The 18,952-nt window shown below is 43.6% G+C and carries 18 protein-coding genes and 2 riboswitches; of the genes, 2 read left to right on the top strand and 16 right to left on the bottom strand.

Annotated features, from left to right (window positions below; translation table 11 throughout):
• Window positions 1-4: 4 nt before the first annotated feature.
• The 10 genes from FLK61_RS05165 to FLK61_RS05120 form a co-directional block, all read right to left on the bottom strand.
• Window positions 5-1,318, bottom strand: a complete 1,314-nt coding sequence (locus FLK61_RS05165; RefSeq protein WP_176011143.1) for an NCS2 family permease — start codon at window positions 1,316-1,318, stop codon at window positions 5-7.
• Window positions 1,319-1,452: 134 nt separating this feature from the next.
• Window positions 1,453-1,554: riboswitch (purine riboswitch) on the bottom strand.
• A 95-nt stretch (window positions 1,555-1,649) separates the two neighbouring features.
• Window positions 1,650-1,880, bottom strand: coding sequence for a hypothetical protein (locus FLK61_RS05160; RefSeq protein ID WP_176008443.1), 231 nt, complete (start codon window positions 1,878-1,880; stop codon window positions 1,650-1,652).
• A 320-nt stretch (window positions 1,881-2,200) separates the two neighbouring features.
• Window positions 2,201-2,422 (bottom strand): helix-turn-helix domain-containing protein, encoded by a 222-nt coding sequence (locus FLK61_RS05155; protein WP_249777684.1) that lies wholly within the window; start codon window positions 2,420-2,422, stop codon window positions 2,201-2,203.
• Between the two features lies 1 nt (window position 2,423).
• Entirely contained in the window at window positions 2,424-2,900 is a 477-nt protein-coding gene (locus FLK61_RS05150; RefSeq protein WP_176008441.1) for a DUF2975 domain-containing protein, read from the bottom strand.
• A gap of 322 nt (window positions 2,901-3,222) precedes the next feature.
• A complete protein-coding gene (guaA, locus tag FLK61_RS05145; RefSeq protein ID WP_176008440.1) occupies window positions 3,223-4,758 on the bottom strand; it encodes a glutamine-hydrolyzing GMP synthase in 1,536 nt (511 codons plus the stop codon).
• Window positions 4,759-4,870: 112 nt separating this feature from the next.
• Window positions 4,871-4,972: riboswitch (purine riboswitch) on the bottom strand.
• A 37-nt stretch (window positions 4,973-5,009) separates the two neighbouring features.
• Window positions 5,010-7,274 carry a DUF4129 domain-containing transglutaminase family protein gene (locus tag FLK61_RS05140; RefSeq protein WP_176008439.1) on the bottom strand — a complete coding sequence of 755 codons (2,265 nt, stop codon included), beginning with the start codon at window positions 7,272-7,274 and terminating at the stop codon, window positions 5,010-5,012.
• Between the two features lie 4 nt (window positions 7,275-7,278).
• Window positions 7,279-8,508 (bottom strand): DUF58 domain-containing protein, encoded by a 1,230-nt coding sequence (locus FLK61_RS05135; protein ID WP_176008438.1) that lies wholly within the window; start codon window positions 8,506-8,508, stop codon window positions 7,279-7,281.
• Complete coding sequence (locus FLK61_RS05130; RefSeq protein ID WP_176008437.1) at window positions 8,505-9,479, bottom strand: AAA family ATPase; 975 nt, start codon at window positions 9,477-9,479, stop codon at window positions 8,505-8,507. The genes FLK61_RS05135 and FLK61_RS05130 overlap by 4 nt, the downstream gene beginning before the upstream one ends.
• Window positions 9,480-9,729: 250 nt before the next feature.
• Entirely contained in the window at window positions 9,730-10,020 is a 291-nt protein-coding gene (locus tag FLK61_RS05125) for a hypothetical protein (RefSeq protein WP_176008436.1), read from the bottom strand.
• Between the two features lie 88 nt (window positions 10,021-10,108).
• The gene (locus FLK61_RS05120; RefSeq protein ID WP_176011142.1) at window positions 10,109-10,567 is read right to left on the bottom strand and encodes an AhpC/TSA family protein; all 459 of its coding nucleotides are present in this window, start codon (window positions 10,565-10,567) and stop codon (window positions 10,109-10,111) included.
• A gap of 363 nt (window positions 10,568-10,930) precedes the next feature.
• On the opposite strand from FLK61_RS05120, the gene FLK61_RS05115 reads away from it, so the two are divergent.
• Both FLK61_RS05115 and FLK61_RS05110 read left to right on the top strand, forming a co-directional pair.
• Window positions 10,931-12,106 (top strand): PstS family phosphate ABC transporter substrate-binding protein, encoded by a 1,176-nt coding sequence (locus tag FLK61_RS05115; RefSeq protein WP_176008435.1) that lies wholly within the window; start codon window positions 10,931-10,933, stop codon window positions 12,104-12,106.
• Window positions 12,103-12,930 (top strand): SDR family oxidoreductase, encoded by an 828-nt coding sequence (locus tag FLK61_RS05110; protein WP_176008434.1) that lies wholly within the window; start codon window positions 12,103-12,105, stop codon window positions 12,928-12,930. The genes FLK61_RS05115 and FLK61_RS05110 overlap by 4 nt, the downstream gene beginning before the upstream one ends.
• 392 nt (window positions 12,931-13,322) lie before the next feature.
• Here FLK61_RS05110 and FLK61_RS05105 read toward each other — a convergent pair whose 3' ends face one another.
• From FLK61_RS05105 to FLK61_RS05080, 6 genes are all read right to left on the bottom strand, one after another.
• Window positions 13,323-14,021, bottom strand: coding sequence for a hypothetical protein (locus FLK61_RS05105; protein ID WP_176008433.1), 699 nt, complete (start codon window positions 14,019-14,021; stop codon window positions 13,323-13,325).
• A complete protein-coding gene (locus FLK61_RS05100; RefSeq protein WP_176008432.1) occupies window positions 14,014-14,892 on the bottom strand; it encodes an ATP-binding cassette domain-containing protein in 879 nt (292 codons plus the stop codon). The genes FLK61_RS05105 and FLK61_RS05100 overlap by 8 nt, the downstream gene beginning before the upstream one ends.
• Complete coding sequence (locus tag FLK61_RS05095) at window positions 14,889-15,269, bottom strand: GntR family transcriptional regulator (protein ID WP_176008431.1); 381 nt, start codon at window positions 15,267-15,269, stop codon at window positions 14,889-14,891. Before FLK61_RS05095 ends, FLK61_RS05100 begins: the two co-directional genes overlap by 4 nt.
• 560 nt (window positions 15,270-15,829) lie before the next feature.
• Window positions 15,830-16,708 (bottom strand): anti-sigma factor domain-containing protein, encoded by an 879-nt coding sequence (locus FLK61_RS05090; RefSeq protein ID WP_176008430.1) that lies wholly within the window; start codon window positions 16,706-16,708, stop codon window positions 15,830-15,832.
• Window positions 16,705-17,265 (bottom strand): RNA polymerase sigma factor, encoded by a 561-nt coding sequence (locus tag FLK61_RS05085; RefSeq protein ID WP_176008429.1) that lies wholly within the window; start codon window positions 17,263-17,265, stop codon window positions 16,705-16,707. The genes FLK61_RS05090 and FLK61_RS05085 overlap by 4 nt, the downstream gene beginning before the upstream one ends.
• A 98-nt stretch (window positions 17,266-17,363) precedes the next feature.
• Window positions 17,364-18,830, bottom strand: coding sequence for an amidase family protein (locus tag FLK61_RS05080; protein WP_176008428.1), 1,467 nt, complete (start codon window positions 18,828-18,830; stop codon window positions 17,364-17,366).
• Window positions 18,831-18,952: the final 122 nt, after the last annotated feature.

Here is an 18,952-nt window from a genome sequence, read left to right as displayed (position 1 = left end):
ACGGTTATTCTCCTAAGAACACAAAGTAAAGAACAAAAATTACCAGGAGTACGTACATAATTGGGTGAACCTCTTTTGCACGTCCTTTTGCTACCATCGTGATCGGATACATGATAAATCCGAGTGCAATTCCTGTCGCGATGCTGTACGTAAGTGGCATAGCGATCATCGTAAAGAAGGCTGGTACAGCAATCTCAAACTTCTTCCAATCAATATTTGAAATTGCTCCGGCCATTAAGACTCCAACGATAATGAGTGCTGGTGCTGTTACAGACTCTGTTACTACTGCGAGTAAAGGTGAAAATAGAAGAGCAACTAAGAACAATGCCCCTGTAACGATCGACGCAAATCCTGTACGAGCTCCTGCAGCAATACCAGATGAAGACTCAATGTACGCTGTTGTTGTAGAAGTACCAAGAATAGCTCCGATTGATGTTGCAGAAGAGTCTGCAAGTAACGCGCGCTGCGCGCGTGGTAGCTTATTGTCTTTTACAAAGCCAGCTTGATTGGCAACGGCGTAAAGCGTTCCTGCTGTGTCAAAGAAATCAACGAATAAGAATGTAAGGATAACGACTAATAATTGAATCGTGAAGATTTCTCCTAAGCTTTGTGTCGCAAACGGTTCAAATGCTGCTCCAAATGTTGGTGCAATGCTTGGAATTGGTCCAACGATAGCCCCTGGCATCGGGATGACCTGGAAGATCACACCGATAACAGCTGTGATGACCATTCCGTAAAAGATACCGCCCTTAAGGCCAATCGTCATTAAAATAACGGTGATTACTACACCGAAGATAGCAAGTAACGTAGCTGGATTTCCAAGGTTACCAACTTCAACAAGTGTTGCCTCTGACATAACAACGATCTCTGCGTTTTGTAATCCGATAAATGCAATAAATAGTCCAATACCTGCTCCAGCCGCATACTTTAGCTCTGCTGGAATGGCGTTTATAATAAACTCACGAATTCCTACTAATGTAATAATAATAAAGATAATACCTGACATAAATACGCCGAGTAATGCGGTTTCCCAAGGAATACCTAGGCCAATTACAACGGAATAAGTGAAGAATGCATTTAGCCCCATACCTGGCGCGAGTGCGATTGGATAGCGAGCTAATAGCCCCATAATTATTGTTCCGATTGCAGCTGCAAGTCCTGTTGCAACAAAGACAGCTGACTCATCCATTCCTGCTCCAGCTAAAATGGACGGATTGACGAATAGGATGTACGCCATAGCAAGGAAGGTTGTGAGTCCTCCCATAATTTCTCGGTTGTAGTTTGTGCCTAATTCATCAAAGCGAAAGTAACGATCCATCATTCAAACTCCTTCATAGTTGTTTTTTCTGTCTCACATACAACAGCAAAGGCCTAGATCTATGAGGGTTACTCACAGAACTAGGCCTTTGCTTCACATACGAGACGATGAAGGAAATTTGCGCACAAAAATGCCCGTTTCGCTTCATCGTTCGTAGTCGAATCATTTACGGTGATTCGGTAGAAACTTTTGGGCCTTATCCCCAATATTATACGAACGTTCGACAGATTTTTTATAGGTGTAAGTGTAGCAGGTGGAGTTGAAGATTGTCAATGTAAAATCCGAATGAAATTTTAATTTTGGATGTTTTTGTTAGGAAAACGGTTTATCGTTAGCCGGAATAATAGTGGAAGAGGTAGACGACGAGGAACATGCTGATGATGCCCCACGCTACTGTGAGCATAATCCATCTTATGATGGAGTTTGTTTTTGCAGTGCTTTGTGCGTTTACTGTGTCACCTTGGATGGAAGCTAGCTTCGTCTCCATTGCTTTTTTTCTAGAGATGAGAATAATAAAGCCTCCAACGATAAATGTGAGTGTGATGGGTAATAATAATTCCATGGGTAGGCCTCCTTTTTGAAGTGGCTGATTCGTCATGGTTAGCAGTTCTTTTGTTCAAGTATAGCATGATTTCCCATTAATTTGTTAAATGAATGTGTTTTGTCGTAGCTGTTGACCTCAAATGCTTATTATATCGTCTGCTTATCTTCCATTACGATGGCGATGCCCCTGCGTCGACAGTGTTACTCGTTGGAGGCATGATTTTGACGCGGGAGGTCGTATCGTTTGGGAGACTGCTTTCTAGCAGGTCTGTTATGTGGTTTCTGTAAAAAAGGCTAGGCAGTTGGACGCTTGATCAGTGATGTGATGGTTCGTCTCGATCAATTATTGTCTGGCTGATATTCTAGAATGTCACCTGGCTGGCAGTCTAATGTTTTGCAGATTGCTTCGAGTGTGGAGATGCGAATAGCTTTGGCTTTTCCATTTTTAAGAATAGAAATATTGGCCATTGTGATGCCTACTTTTTCAGATAGCTCTGTGACACTCATTTTTCTTTTGGCTAGCATGACATCGATGTTGATAATGATTGGCACGTTGTTCACCTCAGACTGTTAATTCGTTTTCTGACTTAATTAATAGAGCTTGGAGTAATAGCTTTTGAAGCAGCGACGCGAACACTGCAATAATTACAGATGCGAAAAGGATAGCTAAACCAACGAGCGCGATGCTCGGATGGAGCGCATGGAGGAAAAATAGAGCAATGATTCCAAGCGTATAAAGACCGGCTATTGTCATTGCGCATTGTTTAATATTTTTTAATGCCTTAACAGAAAAATAAGAGAATGCATTGTGTTCGTCAATTCGTTTTAACAGGGCAAACGATTGGTAGAGAGCTATAAAAAACGGTATGGCTGTGACGTATATGCCGATTAACACTGGGTATTGCAGATAGCTTAGATCAGGAGAGATTACGATGGCTTCTTGAGATAGCCACGGGAGTAAAAAGAGACTCATACTAAGAATAATGATACCAACTACTACTAAACTGATCTTTAAGAACAGTGTGGTTCCTTGTTTCATTATTTGACACCTCATTTCATAATATTTACAAGTAGTATATGCTATATTTTATCGTTTTACAATAAATAATTATTGTATTTTATAAATTCTTGCGTTTTATACAGGTTTGTTCGTTCGGTCGGTCTTCCTTTGCACTTTTTGGACCTTCGTTTGTCCCTCCGCTTAACCTGTTTGTCCTTCCTCGTACCTTGTTTGTGCCTTCTCCTATATCGTTTGCACGTCCTCGAGCATCATTTGCCAGCAGCCTTTAAAAAGCCTCCTAACATAAAATAAGCTAGGCATTCCTCAGCGGATGCCTAGCTTATTTAAAAAGTCTATATTCTTATTCCCACTCAATCGTTGAAGGTGGCTTAGACGTTACGTCGTACACGACGCGGTTGACACTCTTTACTTCGTTTACAATACGAGTTGAGATAACTTCTAACACGTCATAAGGGATACGTGCCCAATCGGACGTCATTCCGTCGATGGACGTTACGGCACGAATACCTACTGTGTAGTCATACGTACGCTCGTCACCCATTACACCTACGCTGCGCATGTCTGGAAGTGCCGTGAAGTACTGCCAGATTTCGCGGTCGAGGCCTGCTTTTTTGATTTCGTCGCGAAGGATTTGATCCGATTCACGAACGATCTCTAGTTTTTCTTCTGTAATCTCGCCAAGCACACGGATTCCTAAACCTGGGCCTGGGAACGGCTGGCGCCATACGATCTCGTCAGGTAGTCCAAGCTCAGAACCAACTTCACGTACTTCATCCTTAAAGAGGGTGTTAAGTGGCTCGATTAAATCAAACTTCATGTCTTCTGGAAGACCACCTACGTTATGGTGAGATTTGATTGTTTGAGCTGTGTCTGTACCACTCTCAATGATGTCTGTGTAAAGTGTACCTTGCGCGAGGAAATCAACGTCTTCAAGCTTGCTAGCTTCTTCTTCGAATACATAAATGAATTCGTTTCCGATGATTTTACGCTTTTGCTCAGGGTCGCTTACTCCATCAAGCTTAGATAGGAAACGCTCTTGTGCGTCGATTTTGACAACGTTCATGTCAAAGCCTTCTCCGAATGTCTCCATGACGCTTTCTGCTTCTCCTTTACGAAGAAGACCGTGATCGATAAACATACAGATCAGCTGATCGCCGATTGCTTTATGAATAAGAGCTGCTACGACAGAGGAGTCTACTCCGCCACTTAATGCGCAAAGAACTTTGCGATTACCAACAGCTTCTCGTACTTTTTCAATTTCAATCTCGATGAAGTTTTCCATCGACCAGTTGCCTTCACACTCGCAAATTTCGTACACAAAGTTACGAAGCATTTCGTTGCCGAATTCGGAGTTACGAACTTCTGGGTGGAACTGTACGCCATAAAGGTTGCGTTCTTTATTGCTCATTGCAGCTACTGGGCAAGAGACGTTTGTTGCATCAACCACAAAGTCTGCAGGTGGCGCTTTTACTAAATCTCCGTGGCTCATCCATACAGATTGCTCGTTTGGAAGACCTTTAAATAAAAGAGATTCTTGCTCGATTGTAATAAGTGCTTTTCCGTACTCACGATGATTCGCCGCTTCAACTGGTCCTTTGAAGTGGTGTGTCATAAGCTGCATTCCGTAGCAAATCCCAAGTACTGGGATGCCTAAGTCAAAAATCTCTTCGTCGCAGCGAGGTGCGCCGTCGGCATATACGCTACCTGGACCTCCTGAGAAAATGATGCCCTTCGGATTCATTTCCTTCACTTCTGCCGCTGTAATCTTGTGAGAAACGAGCTCACTGAATACTCCTAAGTCGCGGATTCTTCTTGTGATTAACTGATTGTACTGTCCACCAAAGTCTAGGACAATAACCTTTTCATTGATTTCCATGCATGCTCCCCTTCCTGCCTTATTAGGCAATGCAGATCAAATTCATGTTGAAAACAAAAAAGCTGGAACCTCGCACTCCGCATAAAAAAATACGAAGGCAGAATTCCAGCATAAGCAGAAAGACCACCTTCATAGTCAGACCCTTTACGGCGGTCCGGTAGAGACTCTCGAGCCATATTCTCGAGGATATATGAGGTAACACGTTTTCGTCTATAAATACTGCATCATTTTATCAATTCCTTTGATATAGGTCAAGTCTGTAGCGATTTGACGATTTGTTCCCAATCTTTCTGCAATTTCTCCCACTGTCCTTCTGTCGGCTGACCTCCATAGTAAAGCTTCTCATATTGAACGGTCAGCTTCATCATCGCCTGTGAGCTTAGCACCGAATCGACGCGCTTTGCGTACTCGCGAAGCGTCTCTCCTTCTGCTTTCGGTAACCCCTCATTTTCTAATAGCCAAAGAAGGCGTTTGTAGGCACCGGCAAAGGATTTATCGGTCTTTGTCGCGCGATAACGATAGATGAAGAATTGGCTTATGAGCAGCGACTGTTTGTTATACATGAGCATGACAAAGAGTAAAACGGGAATCGAAATGAGCACATTTTTAACGGTAAAAAGTGGTCCGATGGACGGTCCATTGCCTCCGCCACCAGCTCCAGCTTCGGCGTCATTTGTGTCTGTGCCTTCGTCTAAAAGATCATCCATGCCATCTGCATCCGGCATATCTGGACGCTCTGGCATTTCAGGTTCGTTTTGATTCTCATCGTTAGTGTCAACTTCAATATCAACTGGTTCTGCTTCAAAATCAGCGTAGTTCTCAAAGCCTTGCGTTGGCTCGAACGGAACCCAGCCAACCTCTGGGAAATACACTTCTACCCAAGAGTGTGCATTTCCACTCGACACTTCATATAGGTAACGCTCATCGTCTAGCTCCTCAATTTCTTCACCAGCTGTAAAGCCTTTTACCCAGCGCGTTGGGATATCTAACGCGCGAAGCATGACGGCCATCGACGTCGAGTAATTATCACAATACCCTACCTGCGTCTCAAATAAAAATTGGTCGACGTAGTCCTGCCCCTCCTCTGGGATTGGTACGTCCGTCGTTTGATACGTAAAGCCGCTTTGAGAAAAGTATTGTTCAACGGCAAGAGCCATATCGTAACGGTTATCTTCTTCAGCTGTAATTTCTTCTGCAAGCTCTACCACACGCTCTGGAAGATCATCAGGTAATTGTAAATAGCGATCTCTAATAGCTTCTGGGTCCTCACCAGAGCTACCTCGTAACGTCTCGATTGGGAAGGATGGATCCTCATATGTTAAATCGTACGATTCAAAAAAGACGTTTTCGCCGTTTTGTTGCGCTTGTAGACGTCCATTATTAATATCTGTAAAGAACGTCAGATCGCTCGGTTGCACGGTCTCCTGATCAACATCAACGAGCTGTCCAGGATAAAACAATAAAGCGAACGAGCTGTCCTCTGCCATATTGATCGAGACTTGCTCACGTTCGAGCTCCGCTCCATCTTCAAACATCGGGTAGTCCACGTTTTCTGTGTAAACAAGGGTTGATTCTACATAATCGGAGTCGGAGAGCCAGCCTCTGCCCGTGTACTCGTGCTTTGATTCGCCTCTCCAGTAATTAGCGCGATCGGTCTCAGCGGTGAAGACCACACGCTCGTCTTGGATAAAGCCTCCGCCTAACTGTTCATCGTTATCGCCATATCCTACTCGTCGCACCGTTTGACCTCCACCAGATCCACCGCCCTCGCCTAAAACAGCGCCTCGAAGAGATGGTACTGGATCACTCCATTGTGGACCAGGTTTAGGTGCAACGACGCCAACTAACACACCGATCCCAATGACACCAACGAGTGTGTAGAGCCACGGCGCAGATAAAAAGGCATTGCCGCGCTTTCCTATCCGAATTTCTTCTTCTTGGATGCGAAGCATGTGAAGAAGTGTCATAAGGAAGAATCCGATAATAACGATTCGGATGATCGCTGATGATGCATTAACAATCGTAAACGTATCTAAAATCGTCACATAAATAATCGTGCTCATGATGTATAAAAATGCTCGTCTGATGCGAAGCACCCAGAAATAAAGTAGATACGCAATGAGACCTAGCAACAGCAAGAGCAAGATCGTTCGAAATAAATCGGTCAAAAGTGCAAATTGACCGCTCATGATGAACTCGATATTTATTCGTACATCACTGATAATCATGCGGATCGTATCGCCCGCTCCTTCTCTCGTAAAGAACGATCCAAACGAAAACATTAAGTGAATGCAGTACACCATCGCCCCAAGTAAAATCGGGAGTAAGGCAAACAGTGGCACTCGTAGGAAAATTAATAATGCGCTTAAAAACGCAAACCACACAAAGATTTCTATCTCTCCAGTTGCTGAGATAACTGGAATGGGCCGAAGCCACTCCCAGAGAAGAAGCATCGTTAATAGATAAATAAACAGCTGTGTGACGGTCGTTTGGGATGTCATTTTTAGCCGATCCATCTCATCACTCCATCGTATTTATTGCACCATTGGACACATATATCGCATCAGCGCCTAATCCGCGCAGTTCCTTTAATCGTTTGTATTCCCATGTATCAATGTCTTTCCCTTTATCAATCAACGCAACAAGAACCTTCACACGTCTCGATAAAAGAATCTTTAATCGATCGAAGGTCGCATCATCAAGCACTGTCGTGACATAAATAAACGTAACTCCACTTGGAATAGCGTCCTCTTTATCCTTTAGCTCATAGGAGGCACTTCCGTCCTCTGGCCGTAGCTCCGCTAAGTACGTAATAATTTGCTTTTGTTGCTGCGACACTTCACTAATAGGGAATTCTTTATGCACCTTACTAAAGCTCCATAGCCCTGCATGCATATGGTGCTTTTGAGCATGCATGATAATGGATGTTACAAGCTCAATGCCCTTTTCATAGGCTACAAGTGTCTCATAATCATAATTCGGGACATAGTTATTCCAAGCAACGAGGAAGTTTTGTCCAATATATTCTTCAAACTCCTTTGTCATGAGCTTACTCGCACGTGCAGACGCCTTCCAATCAAGGCTCGTCAATTTATCCCCTGGCACATATTCTCTAGCACCAGATATAGATGTCATGTCCTCAATAAAGTCCTGCAACGATAGCGTCGTCTCCGAATCATGCTTCTCGTAGGCGTCCCATCTATCTAAGTCATAGTAATTTGGATAGACTAGTAGCTCATTTGTAAGTGGTATAAACGTACGTTTCTCGATAATGCCAAACATATCGCTCGTACTTAAATGCACACCAAAATGCTCATATTTGCCTCGCTCCAGCGCAGGGATTCGATACGTAAATGCGAGCGTGCGCTGCATCGATGGATAGAAAATCATTCGGGCGCTGTTAGCAGACAGCTGCTTGGACAGTCCCGCATCCATATCATCCATTACATGAATATAGAGGAAAGGAAAACGAAGGTTACGTGTGACAGTCAGCTTCGTCTCAAGCGCTGACCCTGCAGGTAAAGCCCCTCCACCACTGTCTCGAGATGCTCGAAAGCTTCCTAAAGGAATAAACGCATAAATAGCCATAAGCAAAATGATCGTTGTAATACTATAGAATAAAAACCAAGCAACAAAGTTACCTTGGAACATCGCGTACGCAAAAAGTGCACCGACTAAAACAAAAATAAGCAGTACCTTTAATACCCTTTTTGTTCGATTCCAGGCTATTAGCAGGTGGCGCCTATTCATTGCGCTCGTTCATTTCCTACTGGAATATGCACCTGCGTTAAGATGTCACTAATCACACGCTCGTTCGTTGTGTTTGACAATTTAGCATCAGAATTAAGCATGATGCGGTGCTGCAACGTAAATGGTGCTAGGAATTTGATATCATCTGGAATGACATACTCTCTACCTTGAATATACGCATACGCTTGTCCTGCCTTCATTAACGCAATTGATGCACGCGGACTTGCTCCGAGTGCGATAGAATGGTGCTGTCTCGTTGCATTAATCACGTTCACAATATATTGCTTCACGTTCTCACCTACGACGACGGTCTTTACTTGATCCTTCATGTGCAAGAGCTCTTCTAAAGTGAGGACCTCCGTAAGTGTATCGATCGGATGTTGCTTCTCTACTCGCGTTAAGACGTCTAGCTCCTCTTGCTTCGTCGGATAGCCAATGCGGAATTTAAATAAAAAGCGATCTAGCTGCGCTTCTGGCAGTGGGTAGGTGCCTCCGTATTCGATTGGGTTTTGCGTAGCCATTACAAAGAACGGTTGGTCGAGCTCACGTGTCTCGCCATCCGTTGTGACGCTCCCCTCTTCAAGTGCCTCAAGAAGTGCTGCCTGTGTTTTTGGTGATGTTCGGTTGATTTCATCAGCAAGAACAATATTAGCCATCACCGGTCCAGGTCTAAACTGGAACTCCATCGATTTTTGATTGTACACAGATACGCCGGTCACATCTGATGGAAGTAAATCCGGTGTAAATTGGATTCGCTTAAACTCTGCACCTAATGATTTCGCAATCGCCCGCACCATCATCGTCTTACCTACGCCTGGCACGTCCTCTAACAGCACGTGTCCCCCGCTTAAAATCGCAATTAAACTTAATTCTATTTCACGTCGTTTACCAACAACAACCTTCTCTACGTTGGAAACTAACGTATTTATCTTTTCATCTGTTTGACCCCAATAATCTGAACGACTCTCCATGTTTTCTTCCTCCTCATTCTTAAAAAGAAAGCTGTATATATTGCTTTTTCCAGTCTATTTCTATCATAGCATGTTAGGCAGAAAATTTCGTCGATTACCCCTTTAGGTAAAGTGACTTTTTTTGGCTGAGTATGAATGTAAAATTGCGGTCAACTAATTTAAGAGTGTGATCCTGACCAGTAATCTTTATCCGACCAACAAAAAAAGAGACGGCTACACGTTCTCTAGCCATCCCTCTCTCGGATATTTTCTATAATCCTTGCTTCATCTGATGATGCGGCATATGGTGATGCCCTTTTGGTGTACGGTGCTGATCGATCGTGTCTACATCCTCGACTGGGATTCTACCGATCTCTCGTTCCACTTCAACAAGCACGACAAAATTTCCATGTTCAAAGTGCTCATCGTACGCAGATGCTCCTTCATCCTCACGTGAGAGAATGTATACGTCATCCTTGTCGACACCTTTTATCTCAAGCTCTCTCATCACTGCTTCCTTTTGTTCTAACGTTTCTAACACGGCAACAAGCTGTCTATCCATGTTATCTCCTCCAAGAGTATAATACTTACTCTTTACCCTTTTCTTCCATCGATAAACGTTTCGGAATTCGAAGCGCTCATGCGATCGTTTACTCAACTACGATCCCTAAATGCTCCTTTGCCTTTAGCTTTAGCTTCGGGATCGTTACATGATTCGTTGGATCCTTATCAATCCAGTTCCATACAACCTGCTGCGATTCATCAATCAACCACGTTCCGCCTTGAATGTAGACATCCTGGGTCTTCATCGATTTCATCGCAAAATCCTTTTGTGCCTTTTCTTTCGGCAAGAAATTTTTCACCTTGCCAGTAACGGCTCCTAACGTTGCCATCGCCAGAAGCTTTGCTTTCGGCATCGTTTTGTGACCAGCTTCCTTATACAGCTTTCTAGAAGGGTCGCTATAAATCGCAAACGGATAGGCGCCAAAAGCCTCTTCAAACTGTGCGATGTACGATCCTTTGGATGGTACAATCACCTTTATTTCTATGCCTGCGTCTTTAAAATCATGATAATTCTCACGCAACTGCGCGAGGTGTTCTCGGCAAATCGGTCAGCCAAGGTGGCGTACAAAAACAAGCGCTGTTGGTTGGTTTAATACTTCCTGTAAACTCGTTTTGCCCCCATCAATCGTATCTAGCTCATAAGAGAGATTCATAGGCTTACCTCCCAGTTAATTATTTAACCTTGCACGTCTAAGTAAGAGTGACACACCAATAATTAATACCGCCATGACACTTAATAAAATGATAAATGTAGGTCCATGCATCGTACCATTCCCCTTTGCATCATCTTTAAAAATAATGCCATTTTACACAACGAATTATGTAAAATGGAAAAAATGCTTTTACCATGTTAATAATATGGTAATCTAAACTAGTTAATTATGCTAGTGAAACGAGGTATACCTGTTATGATGAAAGCTTTATCAATTATTCTTATTCCGATCATTGCTATTTTCTTTTTTATCTTTGGGACAGGCGGTGCAATGCTTGTAGCCACAAATGGACACGGCACGTTTGGTATCCCACTAATCATTATTTTTTGCTTGGGAACGCTTATTCTTTACACTATTGCTGTTTTGGATCTCTTATCTTCTAAAAAGCTCCGAATTGTATCTGTTGGATTCTTTGGTTCAATCGCACTTGCCCTTATTTCTTACGTAGCATTTGATTCTTATCAAGAAAGCATTACCATCGCCGATGGGCGTGGAGTTGATTTAAAAGAGTATGAACCATTCTCGTCAGATATGGTAGCAGAGCTAGATGGGCCTGCGACTTTGTCACTCACGGAGAATCTTCCTCGCTTAGATGGAGCAACAGCTTTGTACCCTATTTATTCCGCATTTGTCCAAGCAACTTATCCAGAGGATGACTACGACGTCAACTCTCCAGGAAACAGTCCCGTTGTTTCCACACAAACAGATGCAGCTTACGAGCGATTGATCGCTAAAAATGCGGACATTATCTTTGTCGCAGGTCCTTCTGCCACGCAAGAAACTATGGCTGAACAGGCTGGTGTCGAGATGCGCTTCACACCGATTGGGAAAGAAGCATTTGTCTTTTTTACTCACGAGCAAAACCCTGTCGAGTCTCTAACAATAGACCAGATCCAGCAAATCTACGCTGGTACTATCACTAACTGGTCCGAGGTTGGCGGAGCAAACAACCAAATCCGCGCCTTCCAACGACCGGAAGAAAGTGGTAGCCAAACTGCTTTGCAAAACCTTATGGGTGACATTCCTATTATGGATGCACCAACAGAGGACCGTCCTGCAGGGATGGGCGGGATCATTCAAGAGACAGCTGATTATCGTAACTCGCAGTCGTCCATTGGGTTTTCCTTCCGCTACTTTTCTACTGAAATGGTAGATGACTATGATATTAAGCATTTACAAGTAAATGGCATAGATCCAAACGTTGACACAATTCGTGATGACAGTTATCCAATTGCAAGTGAATTTTACGCGGTGACGCTCGCTGGCGAAGAAACGCCAGAAGTAGATGCTCTCATTGAATGGATTCTATCGCCAGAAGGACAGACACTCGTCGAACGAAGTGGCTACGTGCCAGTAGGAGCAACGGAATGAAAATAGCTATCGTAACGGGAGCCAATAGTGGGCTCGGATTTGCAACATCTGTCGGGCTACTTAAGCAAGGCATCCATGTGATTTTTGCTTGTCGTAGCGAAAAGAATGGGCATGAGGCAGTAGAGAGGGCGCAACTTCTCACTGGCTCTGACCAAGCTACGTTTATTCCCTGCGATCTCTCTTCTTTATCTAGCATTGATCGTTTTTGTGAGCTTGTGATGGATTCATTTGATCACATCGATATTCTCGTCAACAATGCCGCTATTTTGCCAACAAAGCGCACCGAGACAAAAAACGGCTTCGAGATGCAACTTGGCGTGAATCACCTTGGTCATTTCTACCTCACGACCAAACTTTTGTCTTTAATCGAAAAATCAGAGGATGGTCGCATTGTTGTGATCAGCTCCGATGCGTCAAAATGGGGATCTATTGATTACGAAGACCCCCATTTCACAAAGCGACGCTATCGATTATTTAAGGCATATGGGCAGTCTAAGCTTGCCAATTTACTATTTACAGTAGAGCTTGCGAAGCGATCCCATGTCTCTGTCAATGCTGTTCACCCCGGAGCAGTGGCGACACAGCTTGGCGTGAACCGTCAAACCGGTTTCGGCAAAACCATTCACCGCGTACTGCGTCCGTTTTTCCAAACGCCTACTGCCGCTGCCGAGACAGTCTTATACTTGGCAACAGATGACGACGCGATTGGACTTTCCGGTGGCTATTACTATAAAAAACAGGAGCGACCATTTAAGCCTCCCGTCGACCCAAGCGAGTTCTGGAATTGGAGCGAAGAACAGCTCCGCACAGCTAAACATATATAAAAAAAAGACCCTTCAACCTGGCTCGGATAGGTTGAAGGGTCTAATAACACCGCAGCGAAGCGTATACTCTCTACAAAAATGATGTTGCTCTATGCCAAGGGATCGTGATTAGCGCTGTTAAGCATCAAGCAAGTTTTCTTCCAGTATTTTAGAGAAAGCCTCGTCTATTACCTTCTTCAAAACTCCCCTGTACCTAATAAATCAACCTCCATTGACTGTGATACAGATAGCCAATTGTCTGCTGAAGCGGTGCCTCTGAGTAATCATACGCCTCGCTATCCTTAACAGGTGCCCATCCTCTCCCTTAAGCCTGAGGATCGAATGCCTTACACTAAAGATAACGAGACAAAGGATCAATTGGATCACTTTTTGGATGAAAAATATTCAAAACGTTAGCTCACCGAGATTTGCACGCGCGCAAGTAATTTTTTCAGTAGCATAAAGATAAGCCCTGAGGCTACAAGGGTGAGTAATGCAGCGAGATAGAGGTTAACTCCGTCTCCAAGCGAGTGTAATCCACTGAATATAGATTCTGTTCCGAATAGATAACTCTCAATAATTGTGATAAAAATAGCAACACCTACACCTAGTATTCCGATAATCCAGCCAAATCGGTAAAAGATCGAGGTGATAAACATGCCAAGCGCAAAGTAAAACACGTACGTACTTACCATGATAAGTGCCGCGTCGATGCTCAAATAATGAACAGCCGTCTCATTAATAACCGCCTGTGTTGGTTGATCAAAGATTGGTGTCAAGAGGGCGCTGACTAAAAGCGCACCAACAGAAAGGGTCACCGCCAATAATAATCCGCTTATTGTTAAAGCATGGATGTAGTCCTGACGAGTTTTACCGAATTCAATAAACAAGTTAAGAAATGTGTAAATGGCCATAATCCCAACTACTAACATAAACACTTTAGAGGATTGGTATATCGCTTCTAAAGCCGATGTGTCTGGGATTTCAATTCTCGAGACAAACGCAGGAATAACCTCCATTCCAATGACCACAAGCGTGAATCCTCCTATAAACCATAAGGTCCAGATATGTGTATCTGCAACTACTACCTTCGTCGCTCGTTTATCAATCATCCTGCTGCTCCTCCTTTGTTAAACTCGTAAATAAATCCTGTAGCGTCAAGCTGCCGATTTCAAAGCCAAGCTCCTCTGCTTCTTGCTTCAGTCCATCTGCATCCTCTTTAAAAATGACTACCTGCTTCGTGCCACCCAACGTCTTTTCCTTCAACACCTCAAGGCCTTTAGTAAATGCATCAACCTGACTCGCCTCTCCAGTGACAGAAAATCCGGACGAAAGTAGTTCCTCGTAGCTGCCCTCTTTAAGCACGCTTCCGTTATGAAGAATGATCGCGTGATCAAATAAATACTCTACCTCCGAAATATAGTGAGTGGAGATAATAAAGAGTCTCGGATGATGCTCTTGTTCCTCCTGAATTGCCTCATAAAAGATCTCTCTAGCTGGTGCATCCATACCTGCATACGCCTCATCAAAGATCGTAATTGGCGCTCTTGTTGCGATTCCTTTTACCACTTGAAACATAGAGGCCATACCTGTGGAATAGCTACTAGCTCGTTTGTTTAAGTTTAAATTAAACCGTTTTGCAAGCTTCTTCGCTACTTCCATATCAAAAGATGGAATCATTCGATCCATACGTTTTAGTAGTTTACTCGCTTTTTCTGTCTCTGCCGAAATGTCTTTGGGGTAGCAAAAATACACTTGGCTCGTTTGTTTCTTTTGCTCGAATAAAGGCTCTCCGTCAATATAAACGGCGCCATCTGTTGGGAATAGGTAGTTTGCCATGACGGAAAGTAGCGTTGTTTTACCTGCGCCGTTTCGACCTAACATTCCATACACGCCTGGTCCATTTAGTGTTATCGTAATATCGTTTAATGCTTTCTCTTTTTTAAAGTCGACGGATACGTGTTGTACTTCCATTGCTTTCATGAACGATCCCTCCCTTTCTGATAGGTTGAAATAATATCGATTAACTCCTCCTTCGTTATGGAGAGTTTCTCCGCTTCCGCAAGTAAATCGGCCACATAGCTATCCGCAAACGCTTGACGTCGTCCTTGCATCAGCTTTTTGCGAGCTCCGTCAGTCACAAACATTCCAACACCCCTCTTCTTGTATAAAATTTCCTCATCCACAAGCTCGTTAACACCCTTGGCAATCGTCAAATGGTTTACTTTATAAAACTTAACTAGCTCATTCGTCGACGGTGCTCTCTCCTGCTCCTTGATTCGGCCATCCAAAATTTGATCCTCAATCTGCTCTTTAATCTGCTTATAAATCGGCTTTTTATCGTGAAAATTTTGGCTCACGCTCTTCACCACCTCATCGTTTTGGCGTTCTATAGTTATAAGGTTATATAGTTATGTATATAAGTATATGTATGAAGTTTGGAAATGTCAACTAGGGTAGAAAAAATTATTTTTAAAAGAGGCATCATACTTACTACCGCAACAACCAATCAGGTAAAGATAGCTGGCTTTTGGTTCATTTGGGTTTAGGTCGTTATGAATAGGTCTAAAATGTTTAGAAATTTTGTTTTGATTCAAATAGACATTTTCCCTCTAAATAAGAGAAAGGCTTTACCCTATTAATCAACCGTAACCGTAGGTGCCCCGCAGTGGCGTTTGCGTACTACCAGTGGTAACCCTTCCGCGCAGCGAAAATCCTTTCGTTCGGCCATTGGTTTGGCCGAACGAAATAGTTGAGCTAGCAACCACAGGAAGTTGCAAACGCCACGAAGGGGCACCGAAGGTGACAATTTTTGATCTTGAGTTTGACCTTGAACTTAACCCCATCCTCAAAACAAAAAAAGCCCAAGCACATCAGACTCGCTGACATACTTGGACTTTCCATACTATTTACATGATTTTTACTGTGATGCAAGAACAATGGCACCTTGAGGTTGCTCACTGTTTGGCGCTGGCTCTAAACTAATTGCAAATTGACTGATTTCCATATCATCTAAATCACTTAAACGATAGGTAATCGCGCCATTTCCATTTTCATCTATATTGAAGCTACCTGCGGATACAGGGACGTCTTCATCGATGATCCATGCTTGGAAGGCTTCCGTACCTGTGAGCTCTGGCATACCAGTTACTGTAATAACTAAATCAACGTTACCATTTTCGGTGATAATCGTTGCTGTACCTGCTCCTTCAAAGGTTTCTTCCGTAGATGCTAAGTTAGATGCCAAAAGGACATCGGATACCCCACCTACTTCTTCACCTGGCTCGAGCGCTGCTTGTAAGTCAGACTCTAACACGTCTCGTTCAAACGCTAGCTGACTATTCGATTGATTAAGTTCCTGTGCTTGATTATACAGCACACCATTTCCTACTAATGATAGTAGAAGACCTGCAGCTAATACTCCAGCAACCCATGGACCACGCTTAATCGGTGCATTGGCTTTACGTTCTTCTATAGAAACAGGCTGATTGTTTGATGCTTTGCGTGTTTCCTTTGCTTTAGGCTCAACTGTGTTAGAAGTAATTGGTGCGGCCTCTGCTTTAGTTGGCTGTTCAACTGGTGCTTCATCAAAAACATTCGAAAGTACGCGCTTCTTCATACCCGCGTCTGGTTCGACTGGTTCTGAAATAAAAGCTAAGTCACCTGCAAGCTCCTGCCATTCAGCAAGTTCTGCTCGGCAATCTTCACACGTTTCTAAATGCTTTTCAAATGCTAGCTTCTCTTCGTCTGAGAGCTGTCCGTTAAAATAGTCAATAAGCTGATCATGCTGTTCTGTCACTGCAAATCCCCCCTTTCCTGATACAATTGATTGCGGAGGTTTTTAAGCGCTAATCGTATCCGCCCCTTGACCGTGCCAAGCGGGATGTCTACCTCATCTGCAATCATTCTCTGCGAATAACCTTTAAAATAAAACATCTCTATAATAACCTGCTGTTCGTGCTTTAGGTGCTTCATCGCTTGTCGGAGCCGGTCTCCTTGCTCCTTCCATTCCACTAATTCCTCTACTGACTGCTGCGTATCTGCCGTGTCAAACTCCTGATGCACTTCTTCTGACTTTACTCTTTTTTGCTTTCGCAAATAGTCAATGGCTGTATTTCGTGTAATCGTCAGTAGCCACGAGGAAAACTTCCCTTTGTCAGCGGCATAATCTCCTATACCTCTCCAAAGCTTAATCATTACTTCCTGAACAACCTCTTCTGCCGCTCCAGGATCTCGGACCATTTTATACGCAAACGAATAAAGCAGCTTTTCGTACTTATCATATAACGCCTCAAGTGATGCTTTATCACCTGAGCGGAGCTGCTCGTACAGCTGCAGATCTTCTGGCTTCTCCATACTTACCTCCCACCTGTAGGACTGCTCCTACCTATAATAACGAATTAGTTGCGTGTTTGGATCACTTATTTTTATTTAGAAAAAACAATCTTACTCTTTTACCCTACTGAATCCCCAAATAAACCACTTTCTTCAAGTTTATACGCTAATTGGAGAAGGAGATCTTCTCTTCCTTTAGAAGCTATTGCTTGTACACCTATTGGCAGCCCTTCCGTTGTTTCGTAAATAGGATAGGAAGCTGCTGGTTGTCCAGTTAAATTGGCTAGCTGAGTAAAGGGTGTATAGGTGAGACTCGGCAAGAACATGTCGTAAATAATCGCTTGCTTATCCTCTGCATGCATAAGTCTCTGCGCCCACTCTTCATAGTCGGCTTGCGATGGTGTGAGCTCGCCAATTTTTGGAGCATGGTTAGCAGTCGCTGGCGTAATGAGTAGATCATACGTGTGATGGTAGCGCGTCATGTCATAGGAAGCTCTATCCCAAGCAGCTAGGCTATTGGAGTAGCTTGCTGCAGATAACTCCTTGCCAGCTGTGTGTAATAGCCACGACTCCATCTCCAAATCCTCCTTGCCTAACGTGCGACCAAACGCTTGTTCAAGGGACATCACAACCGCATTCATCTCTCCACTATTCATGGCATAATAATGTCGCATAAGATCTATTCCATCAATTGGCGGCGTAGCTTCTGTGACCTCATGTCCCTCCGCTTCAAGCCATTTAATAAGCTTAAAGGTCGCATCTTTTGCGTCTTGAGAAACAACGGTATCAACAGGCGACTTTGTCGTAAAGCCAATACGCAGCGTTGGTAGCTTCTTTTCAGCGAGATCGGTGTAAACACCCTCATACTTTGGCGTGTGAAAAGCAGCAGATGGCTGATACGTTTGCAGATGATCAAGCATGGCTGCGCTATCACGCACAGAACGTGTTAATACAAAGTCTATCGCTGCTCCTTGCCATTGACGTCCTACAGCTGGACCTACTGGCATTCTGCCTCGTGTTGGCTTCAATCCAAAAACCCCCGTAAACGACGCTGGAATACGTATCGAGCCTCCACCGTCACTTGCTCCAGCAATTGGCACAATGCCAGAAGCAACAGCAGCTGCCGCTCCACCACTAGAGCCCCCTGGAGAATAGGCAGGATTTATAGGGTTCTTAGTTGGTCCGAACGCCTTCGGCTCTGTTATATTCTTAAGTCCAAACTCAGGTGTATTCGTTTGCCCAGTAGCAATAAACCCTTGATCTAAGACAGATTGTACAAAAGCCGAGTTTGCCTCCGCCTTCGATTGTAATAATGCTGATCCGGACGACAGTACCTCGCCCTTTATTGCCTGGGAAATATCTTTAAAAAGAATAGGCACCCCTGCGAATGGTGCATTGTCTTCGACTAATTGAGCTTCCTTTTTAGCAAGTTCTCTCCGCTCTCTCGTGATCGCGTTTAACTTGGTGTTATGTATATCAATCATACTGAAGTGAGCTTCTAAAACTTCTTCTTTTGAAGTGAGGCGCTTTTTGATTAGCTCACTGAGTCCAGTGGCATCAAGCTTTCTATATTCGTCTACTCTCATGAACATTCCTCCTCACTCTCTATCATAACGAAGTCTAGACAAAAAGGACATTAATCTGACGTGATTTGTAGGGAAATGACAATCTTTAGCACTATTCTTAGTAGTATGTCATCTGATTTTAG

It is taken from the genome of Paenalkalicoccus suaedae, assembly GCF_006965545.2.
GTDB classification, from domain to species: Bacteria; Bacillota; Bacilli; order Bacillales; family Salisediminibacteriaceae; genus Paenalkalicoccus; species Paenalkalicoccus suaedae.
This window is presented reverse-complemented; position numbering and strand designations above follow the sequence as displayed.

What these genes read in the sequence shown, in the direction of transcription:
- FLK61_RS05165 (WP_176011143.1), bottom strand. Translation starts at nt 1,318, where the DNA reads ATGGATCGTTACTTTCGCTTTGATGAATTAGGCACAAACTACAACCGA.
- FLK61_RS05160 (WP_176008443.1), bottom strand. Translation starts at nt 1,880, where the DNA reads ATGGAATTATTATTACCCATCACACTCACATTTATCGTTGGAGGCTTT.
- FLK61_RS05150 (WP_176008441.1), bottom strand. Translation starts at nt 2,900, where the DNA reads ATGAAACAAGGAACCACACTGTTCTTAAAGATCAGTTTAGTAGTAGTT.
- guaA (WP_176008440.1), bottom strand. Translation starts at nt 4,758, where the DNA reads ATGGAAATCAATGAAAAGGTTATTGTCCTAGACTTTGGTGGACAGTAC.
- FLK61_RS05140 (WP_176008439.1), bottom strand. Translation starts at nt 7,274, where the DNA reads ATGGATCGGCTAAAAATGACATCCCAAACGACCGTCACACAGCTGTTT.
- FLK61_RS05135 (WP_176008438.1), bottom strand. Translation starts at nt 8,508, where the DNA reads ATGAATAGGCGCCACCTGCTAATAGCCTGGAATCGAACAAAAAGGGTA.
- FLK61_RS05130 (WP_176008437.1), bottom strand. Translation starts at nt 9,479, where the DNA reads ATGGAGAGTCGTTCAGATTATTGGGGTCAAACAGATGAAAAGATAAAT.
- FLK61_RS05125 (WP_176008436.1), bottom strand. Translation starts at nt 10,020, where the DNA reads ATGGATAGACAGCTTGTTGCCGTGTTAGAAACGTTAGAACAAAAGGAA.
- FLK61_RS05115 (WP_176008435.1), top strand. Translation starts at nt 10,931, where the DNA reads ATGATGAAAGCTTTATCAATTATTCTTATTCCGATCATTGCTATTTTC.
- FLK61_RS05110 (WP_176008434.1), top strand. Translation starts at nt 12,103, where the DNA reads ATGAAAATAGCTATCGTAACGGGAGCCAATAGTGGGCTCGGATTTGCA.
- FLK61_RS05105 (WP_176008433.1), bottom strand. Translation starts at nt 14,021, where the DNA reads ATGATTGATAAACGAGCGACGAAGGTAGTAGTTGCAGATACACATATC.
- FLK61_RS05100 (WP_176008432.1), bottom strand. Translation starts at nt 14,892, where the DNA reads ATGAAAGCAATGGAAGTACAACACGTATCCGTCGACTTTAAAAAAGAG.
- FLK61_RS05085 (WP_176008429.1), bottom strand. Translation starts at nt 17,265, where the DNA reads ATGGAGAAGCCAGAAGATCTGCAGCTGTACGAGCAGCTCCGCTCAGGT.
- FLK61_RS05080 (WP_176008428.1), bottom strand. Translation starts at nt 18,830, where the DNA reads ATGAGAGTAGACGAATATAGAAAGCTTGATGCCACTGGACTCAGTGAG.